13 protein-coding genes are annotated in these 15,470 nt (G+C 67.6%); 5 read left to right on the top strand and 8 right to left on the bottom strand.

Annotated elements, in window-relative coordinates:
• Positions 1-9: 9 nt before the first annotated feature.
• Positions 10-1,077 carry a glycosyl hydrolase family 8 gene (locus tag SBI20_RS12290; protein WP_317975294.1) on the top strand — a complete coding sequence of 356 codons (1,068 nt, stop codon included), beginning with the start codon at positions 10-12 and terminating at the stop codon, positions 1,075-1,077.
• Positions 1,078-1,156: 79 nt separating this feature from the next.
• A complete protein-coding gene (locus SBI20_RS12285; RefSeq protein WP_317975293.1) occupies positions 1,157-2,044 on the top strand; it encodes an LOG family protein in 888 nt (295 codons plus the stop codon).
• Between the two features lie 182 nt (positions 2,045-2,226).
• Here SBI20_RS12285 and SBI20_RS12280 read toward each other — a convergent pair whose 3' ends face one another.
• The 7 genes from SBI20_RS12280 to SBI20_RS12250 form a co-directional block, all read right to left on the bottom strand.
• A complete protein-coding gene (locus SBI20_RS12280) occupies positions 2,227-3,138 on the bottom strand; it encodes an RDD family protein (protein WP_317975292.1) in 912 nt (303 codons plus the stop codon).
• A complete protein-coding gene (locus tag SBI20_RS12275; RefSeq protein ID WP_411911562.1) occupies positions 3,138-4,190 on the bottom strand; it encodes a stage II sporulation protein M in 1,053 nt (350 codons plus the stop codon). The genes SBI20_RS12280 and SBI20_RS12275 overlap by 1 nt, the downstream gene beginning before the upstream one ends.
• Positions 4,190-5,557, bottom strand: a complete 1,368-nt coding sequence (locus tag SBI20_RS12270; RefSeq protein WP_317975290.1) for a DUF58 domain-containing protein — start codon at positions 5,555-5,557, stop codon at positions 4,190-4,192. The genes SBI20_RS12275 and SBI20_RS12270 overlap by 1 nt, the downstream gene beginning before the upstream one ends.
• 11 nt (positions 5,558-5,568) lie before the next feature.
• On the bottom strand, positions 5,569-6,525 hold the full coding sequence (locus SBI20_RS12265) for an AAA family ATPase (protein WP_317975289.1): 957 nt from the start codon (positions 6,523-6,525) through the stop codon (positions 5,569-5,571).
• Complete coding sequence (locus tag SBI20_RS12260) at positions 6,522-7,871, bottom strand: DUF4350 domain-containing protein (protein ID WP_317975288.1); 1,350 nt, start codon at positions 7,869-7,871, stop codon at positions 6,522-6,524. The genes SBI20_RS12265 and SBI20_RS12260 overlap by 4 nt, the downstream gene beginning before the upstream one ends.
• Positions 7,868-8,566, bottom strand: a complete 699-nt coding sequence (locus SBI20_RS12255; protein ID WP_317975287.1) for a hypothetical protein — start codon at positions 8,564-8,566, stop codon at positions 7,868-7,870. The genes SBI20_RS12260 and SBI20_RS12255 overlap by 4 nt, the downstream gene beginning before the upstream one ends.
• A gap of 87 nt (positions 8,567-8,653) precedes the next feature.
• On the bottom strand, positions 8,654-9,547 hold the full coding sequence (locus SBI20_RS12250; RefSeq protein ID WP_317975286.1) for a prephenate dehydratase: 894 nt from the start codon (positions 9,545-9,547) through the stop codon (positions 8,654-8,656).
• 239 nt (positions 9,548-9,786) lie between these two features.
• On the opposite strand from SBI20_RS12250, the gene SBI20_RS12245 reads away from it, so the two are divergent.
• Positions 9,787-10,380: a c-type cytochrome gene (locus SBI20_RS12245; RefSeq protein ID WP_317975285.1), complete on the top strand. Its 594-nt coding sequence runs from the start codon at positions 9,787-9,789 to the stop codon at positions 10,378-10,380.
• 165 nt (positions 10,381-10,545) lie between these two features.
• On the opposite strand, the gene SBI20_RS12240 is transcribed toward SBI20_RS12245, so the two are convergent.
• Positions 10,546-11,745: an LL-diaminopimelate aminotransferase gene (locus SBI20_RS12240; protein WP_317976128.1), complete on the bottom strand. Its 1,200-nt coding sequence runs from the start codon at positions 11,743-11,745 to the stop codon at positions 10,546-10,548.
• Between the two features lie 205 nt (positions 11,746-11,950).
• On the opposite strand from SBI20_RS12240, the gene SBI20_RS12235 reads away from it, so the two are divergent.
• Together SBI20_RS12235 and SBI20_RS12230 are read left to right on the top strand one after the other, a co-directional pair.
• On the top strand, positions 11,951-13,870 hold the full coding sequence (locus tag SBI20_RS12235; RefSeq protein ID WP_411911523.1) for a PHA/PHB synthase family protein: 1,920 nt from the start codon (positions 11,951-11,953) through the stop codon (positions 13,868-13,870).
• Between the two features lie 649 nt (positions 13,871-14,519).
• The gene (locus tag SBI20_RS12230) at positions 14,520-15,254 is read left to right on the top strand and encodes a phasin family protein (protein ID WP_317975284.1); all 735 of its coding nucleotides are present in this window, start codon (positions 14,520-14,522) and stop codon (positions 15,252-15,254) included.
• Positions 15,255-15,470 lie beyond the last annotated feature (216 nt).

The following is a 15,470-nucleotide window of genomic DNA, read 5'->3' as shown; positions in this document are numbered from 1 at the left end:
AACTCCGCGGTGAAAAAGGCAACATACAGGCAAGACACCGGCCGTCCCGATGGCACATCCATCGACCGGCGCGGGTTCGGGTTCGGCATTCTGGTCGCCCTCACGGCGGCCTGCGCGCCCTCGCGACAGAGCAAGGCCATGGTCAACACCGGCGAGTGGGACACGTTCAAGGCCCGCTTCCTCGATCCCTCGGGCCGCGTGGTCGATCCCCAGAACGGCGGGATCAGCCACAGCGAAGGCCAGGGATACGGCATGCTGCTCGCCCTGCGCGCAGATGATCGCGAGGCGTTTTCGGCCATGGCCAACTGGGCCAACGAGACCCTGATGCGCAGCGACGTGGCGCTCCACGCCTGGAAATACGATCCCAACAGCCCCGAACGCGTTCCCGATCACAACAACGCCACCGATGGCGACATCCTGATCGCCTGGGCGCTGGGCCGCGGAGGCCAGCGCTGGCCCGGCAATGGCTGGCGCACCCGCTCTGCGGCCATCCGCGCCGCGATCCGCCGCCGTCTGGTGGTCGAACGCTTCGGCTACAAGCTGCTGCTGCCCGGCCTCGATGGCTTCGTCGACAACAGCCGGGGGGCCAATGGCCCGGTCATCGTCAATCCGTCCTACTTCATCTGGCCCGCCTTCCGCACTTTTGCCGAGTGGGACAACGGCGATTTCTGGAGTGCGCTGGGCGACGACAGCGCCATGGTCGTCTCGCAGGCCCGCTTCGGCCCGTTCGGCCTGCCTGCCGACTGGGTGGAAGTATCCGGCCCCGGCCAGTTCGCGCCCGCCCCCGGACACGATCCGCGCTTCGGCTTCGACGCCATCCGCGTGCCGCTCTATGCCATGGCAGGCAACCGCACGAGCCTGGCCCAGCCGGTCGCCGCGTTCTGGCGCCAGTGCCTCGCCGAAGGCCAGCCGATCCCCGCCTGGATCGACCTGACCAATGGCCAGCGCGCGCCTTATGCCGTTTCCAATGGCGGCGCGGCGATCGCTGCCCGCCTGATCGGCAGCGCCCCGCCGCTGGGGCTGGCCAACGACTATTACGGCGCCGCCCTCCAGATGCTGGTGTCAGCTTTATTCTAATCTTAAAGCCGCCATTGGGCCTTTCCGATGGTGGCATAAGGGCTTGCCAAGTGCGTTCGGCCAGCCCACCTTCAGCGGAATGACAGAAGAAGAAATCAACCGCGCTCTCGTCAATCGCAAGTTCTACAAGGCCGAGCAGGAAGCCGGCTTCGCCGAGAACCATCCGGGCGCCACGCCCCAGCAGCTGGACCCGGCCTACCGGCTGGCCTTCCGCGACACCGACTTCCTCCTGCGCGAGGAACTGCGTCCGGTGCGCTTCCAGCTCGAACTGTTCAAGGCCGAGATGCTGCTGGAGGAAGCCGATATCGGCTCGACTCTGGTGATCTATGGCTCGGCCCGCATCCCCTCGCCCGAGCACGCGCAGGCCGCGCTCGATGCGGCGACCACCCCCGAGCGCAAGGCCGTCGTCGAGCGGCTGGTGGCCAAGTCGAAGTATTACGACGAAGCGCGTGAACTCGCGCGGCTCGCCTCGGCCTGCGGCGTGGTCGAGGAAGGCAAGCGCCAGTTCGTGGTCTGCTCGGGCGGCGGCCCCTCGATCATGGAAGCGGCCAATCGCGGCGCGGTCGATGTCGGCGCCGATACCGTCGGGCTCAACATCGTGCTGCCCCACGAACAGTCGCCCAACCCTTATGTGACGCCCCACCTCTCGTTCCAGTTCCACTATTTCGCGTTGCGCAAGATGCACTTCCTGATGCGCGCGCGCGCCGTGGCGGTGTTCCCCGGCGGCTTTGGCACGTTCGACGAATTCTTCGAGCTGCTCACCCTGATCCAGACCGGCAAGATGAAGCCGATCCCCGTGCTGCTGTTCGGGGGAGACTACTGGAACAGGGTCATCAACTTCCGCGCCATCGCCGAGGAAGGGGTGATCAACTTCGAGGATCTCAACCTGTTCAAGCCGGTCGAGACCGCGCAGGAAGCCTGGGACGAGATCGTGCGGTTCTACGATCTGGATGTCTGCGAGGCCTGAGAGTCCGACCCAAAAGTCGGGAGGCGGAGGTTTGGCGAGGGATTTTGGGTCACCACAAGAAGGCTGAGAGCCCAGCGATGCTGAAAGCATCGTGGCGAACAGCCGACGCCGTGGTGGCGCAAAAGACCCGCCAAACCGACCCGAAGGACTTTTGGGTCGGGCTCTGAGAGAGAGCCCCGTTTTCAGGAATACTTGTCGGCCTTGCGCTGCCCCAGCCGCATGCCCCCTTCGAGGCGGGCACGCAGCTGGGTGTAGTAGGCTTCGAGGAACGCGCGCTCGTCGCCCCGCCCGCTCGTCCAGCCGATCTTGGTGCAGATCGCATCGGCCACTTGCGCCAGCGCCTCGGCCCGGTCCTCGCGCAGCACGCGTTCGAGCGCCTGCAATTCCAGTTCGCCATAGACCGCCAGTTCGGCCTCGCCAAAGCGATAGGTCGTCTGCGTGAGCGCGCTGTGCCCCTGCCGTGCGGCCTCCCCGGTCGAGAGCGCGGCCTCCAGCTTGTGCCGCGAGGCTTCGACCACCCAGGTTCCCGCCACCAGATCCCCCGTCCGCAGGGCATCGCGGTTGAAGAACGGGAAGCACACGAACAGCAGGAACCAGCCCGCCCCGGCCCAGCCCATCAGCCCCGCATCGGCATCCTGCCGCAGAGCATCGCCCAGGAACATCATGGGCAAGGTTATCTCGATCTCGCGCAGGATATTGCGCGCCACCACGGCCTCGCTGGTCAGCCGCCCGCCATCGCGCGCCGCCACGCGAAGGCCCAGCACCCGCTTGCCCGGCGTTGCCCCGCGCGGCCCCAGCTCGAACAGCAGGAACCAGACATGGCGCGAGGCGAACATCACGATGATCCACACCACCACCAGCGCCTGGCTGGCCGGGTTGTCCACGCTCATGCCCGCGGCACGGGCCATATAAAAAAGTGCCAGCGAAACACCGACGAGCATGGCCCCGATCATCATCAGATCGAGCCCGAAGGCCAGCGCCCGCGCGCCGCGCGCCCCCAACGTGAACGCCAGCGGCACGCCCTCGGGCGTGATCACCGTGCGCACCCGCCGCGTATCGGCGCGATAGCCCGCGCGTTGTGCCTTGCGCACCATCAGGCCCGCTTTCCGCGCCCGAAGGCGAAGAAATAGGCGCACCACAGCGCCAGCATCACGCCCCCGATCACCAGCCGGGTCGCCGTCGTATTCACCAGTTGCCGCCCGAACCCTTCGAGAAGCGCGGCCACCACCAGCATCAAAACGACGCCGACCATCACTTGCGCCGCGCGCCGCCCGGCTTGCGCGGCGGCATCGACCACCCGCCTGTCGCCCGGAAAGGCCATGGCCCGCCCGATGTGCAGGCCCGCCGCCCCGGCCAGCAGGATCGCGAACAGTTCGGTCGTCCCGTGGATCGCCAGCCAGCCGATCAGGTCGAGCAGCAGACCCTGCCCGTGATAGAGCCACAGCAGCGCGCCCAGCCCGGTCGTATTGTGGATCAGCACCAGCAGCGTGGGCAGACCAAAGGCAAAGCCCAGCGCAAAGGCCATCAGCGTGACTTGCGCATTGTTGCTGAACAGGAACGCGGCAAAGACCGACAGGCCCGTCTGGCCCTGCTGGCCGAACAGCGTGCCATGAAGCGCCGCGCGGCTGGCACCGGGCACGCGCACATCGTCGGCCATGCCGCCCATCATGCTGGCAAACCAGTCCACATCGTGGGCCACCATCAGCCAGCCGATCACCGTGCCCAGCACCATGACCGCCAGCGCGATCAGGATATCGAGACCCAGCCCGCGCACCGCCGCGCTCCACCCGCCGCCAAAGAACCGCCGCATCCAGGCGCCCAGCCCCTCGCGCGGGCCATAGACGACGAACCACGCGCGCCGCGCCAGCCCTTCGAGATAGGCGACCAGCGCCGCGTCGAGCGAGGTTTCGCGCGCGATGGCCAGCGCCGAGACCGCCCCGCGATAGAGCACGGGCAGCGCCAGCAAGTCCTCGTCGGACAGCGAACGCAAGCGCCCGCGCTCGATCCGGGTGATGATCGCCTCCAGCCGCTGCCAGTCGCCCTCGCGCGTCTGGCGAAAGCGGTCGGAGCGCAAGGCGGCGGCTTCGACCGCCACGTCCTGCGCCTTCCTGCGGGAAAACAGGCCCCCGATCACCCCTTCCCCGATCACCCCAAACTCCCTTCACGCTTGATCGCCAGATAGGCATCGAGCAGCGCGGTGCCGATCCGCTCGTGCGGCGCTTCCACCACGTTCACCCCCATCTGGCGCAATTGCTGCAAGACCAGCGCGCGCTGGCGCAACAGGGCCTGTGCGGTCACCGCGCGGGCCATCGTGTCGAGATCACGCGGGGGCGCATGGGCGAACCCGGCCAGATCGGCATCGGCCATGACCACGAAGAGCACGCGATGGCGTTCGAGCAGCCGCCCGAGGCTCTCGACCATGATCTGCGCGCCGGTCGGATCGGTGAAATCGGAAAAAACCACGATCAGCGAGCGCCGTTGCAGCCGGGTGGCAAGCGTGGCCATCGCGAACGTGAAATTGGGCTCCTGCATGTGATAGTCGAGCGCCGCCGCGCTGCGCTGAAGCTGCGCAAAGTCGCGCGGGGCGCCCACGAACGGCGAAAGCGCGAGGGGCCGGGCGGCAAACCCGAAGACCGCCACCCGGTCGAACGCCTTGAGCGCGACCCAGGCCGTGGTGAGCGCGGCGGTCATCGCCCGGTCGAGCCGGGCCAGTCCGGCAATCGGCTCGCTCATCGCCTGCCCGCAATCGAAGGCAAACACGATCTGGTTGTTGCGCTCGGTCTCGAATTCCTTGGCGAACAGGCGGCCATGGCGCGCCGAAGAACGCCAGTCGATCCGGCGGCGGTCCATCCCCGGCTCATAGTCGGCCAGTGCCTCGAACTCGGTCCCCTCGCCGCGAATGCGCCGCGCGATCAGGCCAAAGGCCGCGTCGCGCAGGAACATCTGCAAGGCCGGGCTGCGCACCGGGGCAATGTCGGGCCAGACATGGACGGGTTCGTCCAGCCGCTGCACCGCCTGCCGGTGCCCCAGCCCGAGCGGCCCCGTCCAGCGCAGCCACAGCGCCTCGACCATGGCCGGCCCGCGCCGCACCGGCCGCACGCTGGCCCGCCCCCGCCATGACGGACCGCCAGCAATCGATTTCCCAACCGATTCCCCAATCGATTCCAGGGCCACCCGCCCGCCCGGCGCCAGCCGCGCATCGAGCGCCAGCAGCGCCTGCACATCGCGCGCGCGCGGCCCTGCCTCCACTGCGGCCCCCAGCACCAGATCCTGCCCCACTTCCGCGTCGCCGGGCACATCCACGCGCTCCACGCGCACGGGGCCAGCCAGAAGCCCGTCGAGCAGCGCCAGCAACAGGACCACGCCGCCCGCCGCCGGGGCCAGCGCCCACCCCTGCGGCGCCAGCGCGGCCAGCAACAGCCCGAGCGGCGCCAGCACGACCAGCAGGGCCACCGCCCGCCCGGTCGGATAGACCGGGGGCACCAGACCAGAAGGAAGGGAAAACAGGCGCATCCGCGTTACGGTCAGCGCGGCGCGGGCACGCGCTCGACGAGATCGGCGACGATCCCTTCGGCCTGCCGCCCCTCGATCTCGGCGGCAGGGCTCAGCACCATGCGATGACGCAGGACCGCCGTGGCCAGCGCCTTCACGTCGTCGGGAATCACATAATCGCGCCCGTCGAGCGCGGCACGCGCCCGCGCCGCGCCGGCCAGCAAAACCGCCGCGCGCGGGCTGGCCCCGGCCAGAAGGTCGCCCCCCTCGCGCGTCGCACGCACGAGCGCGACGATGTAATCGACCAGCGGCGCGGCCAGCGTCACCATGCGCAAGCTTTCCTGCGCGGCGCCCAGCGCGGCATCATCGGCCACGGCCATGACCCCCAACTCGACCGGATGGCGCGCCCCGCCGCCCGCGCCATAGCGCGCGACGATAGCCGCCTCTTCCTGCGCCGAAGGGTAATCGACCAGGAGCTTGAACAGGAAGCGGTCGAGCTGGGCCTCGGGCAGCGGATAGACGCCCTGGTTCTCGATCGGGTTCTGCGTGGCGACGACCATGAAGCGCGGCGAAAGCGGATGGACCGTCCCGTCGAGCGTCACCCGGCGCTCCTGCATGGCTTCGAGCAGGGCGGCCTGGGTCTTGGGCGGGGTGCGGTTGATCTCGTCGGCCAGAACCATCTCGTGAAAGATCGGCCCGCGTGTGAGGGTGAACTGGCTGGTCTGGAAATTGAACAGGTTGGAGCCGAGAATATCGCCCGGCATCAGGTCGGGCGTGAACTGGATACGCCCGAAATCGAGCCCGACCGCCGTGGCAAAGCTCTGCGCCAGAAAAGTCTTGGCCGTCCCCGGCGGCCCTTCGAGCAGGACATGCCCGCCCGCCAGCAGCGCCACGAGCAGGTGATCGACCGTGCCCTCCTGCCCGATCACCGCCTTGGCCACCTCGCGGCGGATCGCCCCGGCCAGTTCGCGCACGCCATCGAGAGTCATTCCGCCGTCCCTTTCACCACACTCTGTTCCATCTCATGCAGGCGCATCGCCAGACGCACCGCCTCGGCCTCGCTGCGGGTCTGCGCCAGCGCTTGCGCCACTTGCGCGAAAGACGCGTCTTCATCACCCTGCCGGTTCAACGCGCGGTCGATGGCCGCATCGGTGAGCGCCATCGTGGCCCCCAGCGACAGGTCCAGTCTCGGAAGACCCAGCCGCGCGGCCATCCGCTCGCGCAAGGCTTGCGCATAAGGGCCCGTCAACAAGTGCAGCCGCCGTGCCCGGCGGATCAGCCCGGCGCTGTTGGCCACCAGCGCCCCGCGCCCTGCCATTTCGCCCGCCACAAGTGCGCTGCCCGCAACTGGCCCGAACCGGCACCACGCGCGCCAGCCCACCGCCAGCAAGGCCAACACCAGCACCACGGTCGCGCCCAGAAACGGCGGCTCGAACGCCAGCGTCAGCAGATTGCGCCGCGCGCCCACCCCGGCCAGCGTGAGGTCGAACGTGACCCCGCGCTCGCTCGTCTTGGCCGAGGCCGCCGCGATCAGGCGCAGCGCCAGCATCGCCGTGCGCCGGTCGGCCAGTCCGGCATTGTCGAGCAGGTCCGGCTCGAACACCACGACCAGCGGCTGCAAATCCTCGTCCCTGCCACCAAAACCGGGCCTGTCCCCGAAACCGGGCGCATCCACATCCTGTCCGGCAAGCTGCCCGAGCGCGCGATACCGCCCCGAATCGTCGACATAGGCCGCCAGAATCCGCCCGTCCGCCGCCCGTACCAGCGGCACGAGGTGGTCTCCCTTGCCGCTCAGGACAACTTTGTCGAACGGCAGGGGCCCTTGCGTCCCGTCGGCCAGATGCCAGCCATGCGCGGGCGCCCTGGCCACATCGACCTCCACGTCATCGAGAAAACCGGGCCATTGCGGCGGCGCAAGGCCGGTCAGGACCGTCCACCCGCGCGGCTTGTTCCACTTGGCGGGAACCGGCATGGCCTGCCACTTGGGGCTGACCACCAGCGTCGGACCGATATGCCGCCGCGCGACGACGGCCTGTTCGATGTCGCTGCCCTTGGCATCGGCCAGCGGAGTCAGCACGAGCAAGCCCGGCGTCTTGAGCGCCATGGCCCCGCGCCCGAGCGTCACCTCCTGCCCATCGGCCTGCACCAGCGCGGCCAGCCCGGCAAAGCCGTTGAGGCCCCGCCCCCCGGCATGCCCGCCCCCGTTATTCGTCCCCGGCCCGCCATTCCCCAGATACCACAGAAACAGGCCGAATAGCCCCATGCCCACCAGCAGGAGGGCCAGCGTGCCCCCCCTGCCGAAAGTCTGAGGACGCGAAGCCGCAACCGCGCTCATGCCCCAGCCCCCAGCGGCTGCGCCGCGAATGCGGCATAGGCCCCGCGCGCCCGCGCCCATTCCTGTGGCCCCGGCGCGCGCAAGGCATAGCGCGCGCGCTCGACCTCCCCCGCCATCGTGGCAAAGGCCAGCCGCGCCGCGCCGGGCAGCGCGGGCATCCCGGCAATCTCGCGCGCGGTGTTCGATGGATGCAACAGATCGGGCCGCGCCGCCGCCAGAAGCCCCACGCTGCGCCGCAAGAGCAGATGCACCGCCGCGCCATAGTCGCCCTGCGCGGCCAGCCTGTCCGCCTCTTCAAGCAAGGCGAGCGCTTCGGGCGAGGGCCCGGCCAGCACGGCCTCCTCAGGCGCCCTTGCGCGCCACTTGCGCACCATCGGCGCCAGCAAGACCCACGCCAGCCAGACCAGCGCGACAATGCCCGCCAGCCCCAGCACCAGAACCACCCACCGCCAGCCATGCGACAGGTGCAAGCCCAGCGGCGCGAACACATGCTCCCCCAGCCATTCCAAACCGCGCGCCAGCGCCTGCATCACCGCCCTGAGCCAGTTGGGCGAAACATAGACCGGGTCTGGCGGGGGCGGCGTGACCGGCGCGAACTGGATCTCGCCCATACCATGGAGCGCGCGCCAGGCCTGATCGGCATGGGGCCCGCCCGCATCGGCACTGGCAGCAGGATCGGGAAGGGGCACGCTCACCGACAGGGTGGTCGCACGCCGCCAGCCCCTTGCGCAAGCATCGTTTGCGCCGATGTTGCCAGAGATGTCGGCAGAGATGTTGTCAGATCAGCCGCGCGCGCGTTCCAGCCGATAGGTGCCCAGAATCCGCAGGTTCTTCGAGAAGTAGGCCAGTTCCTCCAGCGCCCGGTCCACCGCCGGATCGCCCGGCGCGCCCACGATATCGGCATAGAACATCGTCGCGGAAAAGCTGGCGCCCTTCTGGTAGCTTTCCAGCTTGGTCATGTTGACGCCATTGGTCGCAAAGCCGCCCAGCGCCTTGTAGAGCGCGGCGGGAATGTTGCGCACCTCGAAGACGAACGTGGTGAGCGCGGGGCCCTCGATCGTCGCAGGGTCGAGCGGCGCGCGGGCCAGCAGGACGAAGCGCGTGGTGTTGTCCGCCGCATCCTCGATGTTCTCGGCCAGAAGGTCGAGGCCGTAAAGCTCGGCGGCGATGCGCGGGGCGATGGCGGCCTGTCCGGTCTCGTTCCCGGCGGAAACCAGCGCGGCGGCCCCGGCCGTATCGGCATAGGCCATCGGCACGATGCCGCGTTCGCGCAAGTAGAAGCGCGTCTGGCCCAGCGCCTGGGGATGGCTGTGCGCGGCGGTGATCGGCCCGGCGTCGGGGCGGGCCATCAGGCAGTGATGAATGTCGAGGAAATGCTCGCCCACGATCCGCAACCCGCTTTCGGGCAGCAGGAAGTGGATGTCGGCCACGCGCCCGTGTTGCGAATTCTCGATGGGGATGATCGCCTGTCCGGCGCGCCCTTCACGCACGGCATCGAGCGCGTCCTCGAACGAAAAGCACGGCAGGGGCAGCCCCTCGGGCATGATTTCGAGCGCGGCGCGGTGCGAATTGGCCCCCGGCGCGCCCTGAAACGCAATCGCACGGGCCGGATCAGCAGCGGCGGCGGCGCTCATGCTGTCGACGAGCAAGCGGGCGGGTTCGGGGAAATTCTGCATGGACAGGGCCGTTAGGCGAAAGGCCGGGGCCGGGGCAAGACGAATCCCGCCCATCCGCCTTTCCCCCCGCCTCTCCCCCCGCCTCTCCCTATGTGTCCAAATTTGTCCTGGATCACAGACGCGCGGGCCCATGCGGTTTTAATCGCACTTGCGCTGGTGCGGGGGCCCGATTATCCCTGCGGCCAAAGGTGCGTTGCAGGCAGCGGGCCCGTAAATGCGCCCAAAAAATGGGGCTGGGAATGGACAAGCGTTTCAACACGATCGCAGGCTGGGCCTTTGCAGGCGGAATCGCTGTCATCGGTTTCTCGATCCTGTCCTCATCCTATTTCCACGCCGACCAGAATGAGCGGCCCGAAAAAATGGGCTACGCCATCGCTGGCGTCGCCGCCGAAGCGGGCGCTGGCGCGCCTGCCGGGCCGGAGCCCATTGCCAACCGCCTCGCCCAGGCCGATGCCGCCAAGGGCGAAGCCACCTTCGGCAAGTGCAAGGCCTGTCACACCATCGATCAGGGCGCGCCCAACGGGATCGGCCCCAACCTCTATGGCGTCGTGGGCGAAGCCATGGCCACGGGCCGGGGCGGCTTCGCCTTCTCCGACGCGCTCAAGGGCAAGGGCGGCAAGTGGGACTTCGCCAACCTCGACGAATGGCTGACCAGCCCGAAGAAATTCGCCGACGGCACCAAGATGTCGTTCGCAGGCCTGGCCGACCCGATGGATCGCGCCAACGTGATCGCCTATCTCAACTCCAAGGGGTCGAACCTGCCCCTCCCCGCGCCAGAAGCGGCAGCAGCCCCGGCGGCTGATACCAGCGCCGAGGCCAGTGAAGCCCCCTGAGGTCAGGCTTCGCGAAGGAAAAGAAGAAGGGATGACGAAGGGGGCAAAGCCCCCTTCACCCCATTGGCTTTGGCGGGCGTCGCGGTGGTGGCCAGGCCGGGCATGGCGACCAGCCCCGTTCCCGGGGGCGATGCCCCCCGGGATATTATCCTGATTTCCTGTTCTTCACCCCGCCGGCGTATTGACCCCCTTGCTGGTCAGGAAGCGCTTGATGTTGCGCGCGGCCTGGCGCAGGCGCTGCTCGTTCTCGACCATGGCGATACGCACGAAGCCTTCGCCATCCTCGCCATAGCCCACGCCCGGCGCCACGGCGACTTCGGCCTCGGTCAGGAGTTGCTTGGAAAATTCGAGGCTGCCCATGTGCTTGAGCGCGGGCGGCAGCGGCGCCCAGGCGAACATCGAGGCCTTGGGGCTGGGAATGTCCCACCCGGCGCGGCCAAAGGCCTCGACCATCACGTCGCGGCGCTTCTGGTAGAGCTTGCGGTTCTGCTCGACGATGTCCTGCGGCCCGTTGAGCGCCGCGCAGGCCGCCGCCTGAATCGGGGTGAACGCGCCATAGTCGAGGTAGGATTTCACGCGGGTCAGCGCCGCGATCAGCTTCTTGTTGCCCACCGCAAAGCCCACGCGCCAGCCGGCCATCGAAAAGGTCTTGGACATCGAGGTGAATTCGACCGCCACGTCCTTGGCGCCGGGCACTTCGAGAATCGAGCGGGTCGGGTTCCCGTCGAAATAGAGTTCCGAATAGGCCAGATCGGACAGGATCCAGACCTTGTTCTCCTTCGCCCAGGCCACCAGCCGCTCGTAGAACGCCAGATCGACCGTCTCGGCCGTCGGGTTCGACGGATAGTTGACGATCAGGATCGATGGGCGCGGCACGGTGAAGGCCATCGCGCGGTCGAGCGATTCCCAATAGCGTTCATCGGGCGTGGTCGGCACCGAACGGATCGTTGCCCCCGCGATGATGAAGCCGAACGTGTGGATCGGATAGGAAGGATTGGGCGCGAGCACCACGTCGCCGGGCGCGGTGATCGCGGTGGCGAGGCTGGCAAGGCCCTCCTTCGAGCCCATGGTCATGACCACTTCGGTCTCGGGGTCCAGCTCGACGCCAAAGCGCGTGGCGTAATAGTTCGCCTGCGCCTTGCGGATGCCGGGAATCCCCTTCGAGGCCGAATAGCCATGGGCCGAGGGCTTGCGCGCCACTTCGCACAGCTTGTCGATCACATGCGCCGGGGGCGGCAGATCGGGGTTGCCCATGCCCAGGTCGATGATGTCCCGGCCGCTGGCGCGGGCTGCGGCCCGCATCGCGTTAACTTCGGCGATGACATAGGGCGGCAGGCGCTTGATGCGGTAGAACTCTTCTTCCACGGTGCTCACTCGGAACTTGCCGGCTGGATTGCCGGGATCGCCCCCTTACGCCAATCGGCCGGTTTCGCCAATAATCCGAAAGCGTACACGGCCTTGAAAGCATCTTTTGGTCTTGAACCGACTTGCCCAAGGCCGCGCCCGCGCGCACAAGGCAGGATGCAAAGGGCGTCCACTCGGGAACCGGGCGCAAGAGGATTTGTCGTCAATGCACGAACAGGACAAGACGCGTGAACCGGCTACCGACTTGCAGCCCCGGGAGGGCAGCGCGATAACCGAAAGTACAGTCATCGAAGACCTTTTCCGCCTGCAATCCGAAGCCATGCAGGCCCTGTTCACCCCGTTCCTGCCCACCCCCCAGACCAAGGCGCCCGATCCGGGCGAGATCCCGCACTGGGCCCTGTCGGGCGCGAAACTCCAGTCGATGTGGGTCGATTTTCTGGCCGAGCAATCCGCGCAGGCCGAGCCGGTCTGGGCCCGGCTGGCCGAAGGCACGCGCTGGCAGGCCCTCGTCGACGACTGGATCGGCGCCATGCCGCTCGCCCGCGCCGAAACCCAGGCCAAATTGTGGGACGAGAGCATGCAGCTGTGGAACAGCGTGCTCGACCTCTATTCCGGCCAGGACAAGGAAACCGGGCCTGCCGCCATCGCGCCCGAGGCGCTCCCCCGCCGCGACCGCCGCTTTGCCGATCCGCGCTGGCGTGGCCAGCCCTGGTTCGCGCTGCTCCACCAGACCTATCTGCTGCTGGCCGAGCGTCTGGCCGAAATGGCTGAGGACATCGCCGGGCTCGAACCCGAGCGCCATGGCCAGATGCGCTTCCTCACCCGCCTGATCACCGAGGCGCTCTCTCCCGCCAACTTCCCGATGACCAATCCGATGGTCATCGAGCGCACGCTCGAAACGCGCGGCGAGAATCTCGTGCGCGGGGTCGAGCACCTGCTGGCCGACTTGCGGCGCGGCCAGTTGAGCCACACCGATTCCGGCGCCTTCGAAATCGGCCACAACATCGCCACCACGCCCGGCAAGGTCGTGTTCGAAACCCCGCTCTACCAGCTCATCCACTATACGCCGACCACGCGCGAGGTCTCGACCGTTCCGCTGCTGATCTTCCCGCCGTGGATCAACCGCTTCTACATCCTCGACCTCAACCCCAAGAAAAGCTTCGTGCGCTGGGCGGTCGACCAGGGGCTGAGCGTGTTCCTCGTTTCGTGGAAATCGGCCGACGCCAGCATGGCGAACGTGACGATGGACGACTATGTGCGCGCCCAGATCGAGGCCATCGACTTCGTGCGCGAGCGTCTGGCCGTCCCGTCGGTCCACACCATCGGCTATTGCGTGGCGGGCACCACGCTGGCGGCCACGCTGGCCGTGCTGGCGCGGCGCGGCCAGGCCGACAAGGTCGCCAGCTCGACCTTCTTCACCGCGCAGGTCGATTTCAGCGAGGCGGGCGAACTGAGCCACTTCATCGACGACGCACAATTGCGCTGGCTGGAGAGCCTGGAGACCGACGGCTACCTCGACGGGCGCTATCTGGCCGCCACCTTCAACCTGCTGCGCGGGCCAGACCTGATCTGGAACTATGTCATCAACAACTACCTGATGGGCGAGGACTACCCGGCGTTCGACCTGTTGTTCTGGAACGGCGACACCACCAACCTGCCCGCGCGCTGGCATCGGGCCTATCTGACCGACCTCTATCGCGACAACAAGCTGGTCGTCCCTGACGCGCTGAGCGCCGATGGCACGCCCATCGACCTCCACAAGATCACCACCCCCTGCTACATCCAGGCCGGGCGCGAGGACCACATCGCCCCGCCCGAAAGCGTGTGGAAGCTGACCCGCCATCTGGCCGGGCCGTGGAAGTTCGTGCTGGCCGGGTCCGGGCATATTGCCGGGGTCGTCAACCCGCCCGAAGCGGGTAAATATCAGTTCTGGACCAATCCTGCCGAAGTGGCGAGCCTCGCAGACTTTTGCGCGGGCGCCAGCGAGACCAAGGGCAGCTGGTGGCCCGACTGGCGCGCCTGGCTCGAATCCATCGACGCCACCCATGTGCGGGCGACCGGACACCGCGTTCCGGGCAAGCGCAGCATCGAGGATGCTCCCGGACGTTATGTTCGGCAACGTTGAGGGGGAAACCTAAAGCTAACGGGCGCTAGCAAAAAATTGTCACCAAGATGGACGTTGTGCGCTGCACAATTCCCTTGACTTTCGCGGGCGCATTCCTATTTATTGCAGTGCAGCAACGGCAGGATTTTGACCCGGGTCGGGTTTTTTGCGCCCATTGGTACGGCTCGCCCCTGGATCTCAGTTTAGCATCAAAAATCTGCTCAGGCTGCATTGCAGGAGCCGTTTTGCTATGGCCGAGGATAAGAAGAACAAACCGATAGTTTCTGGATCGACTCCGTCGTCCGCTCCCAAGGCGGGTGTTGCGGGGCCGGTGACGCAAGTTTCAACTTCTCTCCCTTCGCCCGGCAGCACGGCACAAGCGTCGGCCCCGACTTCCAAGCCCGGCAAGACCGCAACGGTCCCGGTCGGGAAGCACGCCCGCCGCTCACGCAACACCGTGCCCCCTGCAAAGGTTGCCACGCCCCCCGCCCCGATCGTCTCCGCGCCCGTCAAGGCTGCCCCGGCTCCGGCCGTCCAGGCCAAGCCGGAACCGGCAGCACCTTCGGTCAAGGGGCCAACCCCCGCTCCTGAACCGGCCCAAAAGCCGGTTGCCGGACCGGCCTTGACGAACCAGGCGCCAAGCCCGCCCCCCGTCGGGAGCCCGAAACCGGTGGCAGCACCGGTGGCGGAAAAGGCACCTTTGCCGGTCGAGAAGGGCCCCGCCAAGGCGGTGCCGGAAAGCCCTGTCGTGGCCAAAGCCGAAACGATCCAGCCTGCGGCCGAAAAGACCGCTCCGGCTGCAATCGAACCGGCCCCCACCAAGGACGTTCCGGCCAAGCCGGCCACGGTCTCCCCTCCGGCAACGGTCCGAACCGGATCTGGCACCGCCCACGCGATGGTGCCGACCCCTCCGAAGTCTCGCGTGACCCATGCCGCAGCCGCCGCGGCTCCCAGGAAGGAACATTCCCTCATGACCACCGCCACCGATTTCTCCGAAAAGTTCCAGTCCGCTTTCAAGGATGCCTCGGAAAAGGCCAAGGCCGCTTTCGAAAAGAGCCAGACCGCGTTCGGCGATGCCGGCGAATTCGCCAAGGGCAACGTTGAAGCCGTCGTCGAGTCGAGCAAGATCCTCGCTTCGGGCCTCCAGGAAATGGGCAAGGGCTACGTTGCCGAAGGCAAGACCGCGATCGAAAGCCTGACCGCCGAGATCAAGGAACTGGCCGCCGCCAAGTCGCCGACCGAATTCTTCGAAAAGCAGACGGCCCTGATGCGCAAGCAGTTCGACGCCGCCGTTGCCGCCAGCAGCAAGCACAGCGAAGCCGTGCTCAAGCTCGCCAACGACGCGTTCCAGCCGATCTCCAACCGCGTCAGCCTCGCGGTCGAAAAGATCAAGCAGGCCGCCTGATCTCTGCTGCGGCCTGAATCCGGCATCCCGCCTCGCCGGGGCGCCGTTCGTTCAGGCCGACACGGCGCATCTGACCGGAAGTCCTGACTGGAATACCGGGCAGGCATCCGCGACAGGATGCGCGTGGCAAGCTTTCACGAAGCCCCCTTGCAACCATGCTGGCGCAACTGTGCTGGCGTGGCGGCGAGGGGGTTTTGTTTGCAGGACGGCCCAAAC

This window comes from Novosphingobium sp. IK01 (assembly GCF_033242265.1).
Taxonomy (GTDB): domain Bacteria; phylum Pseudomonadota; class Alphaproteobacteria; order Sphingomonadales; family Sphingomonadaceae; genus Novosphingobium; species Novosphingobium pituita.
The sequence above is the reverse complement of the archived record's forward strand: the minus strand, read 5'-3'. Positions and strand labels throughout refer to the sequence as shown.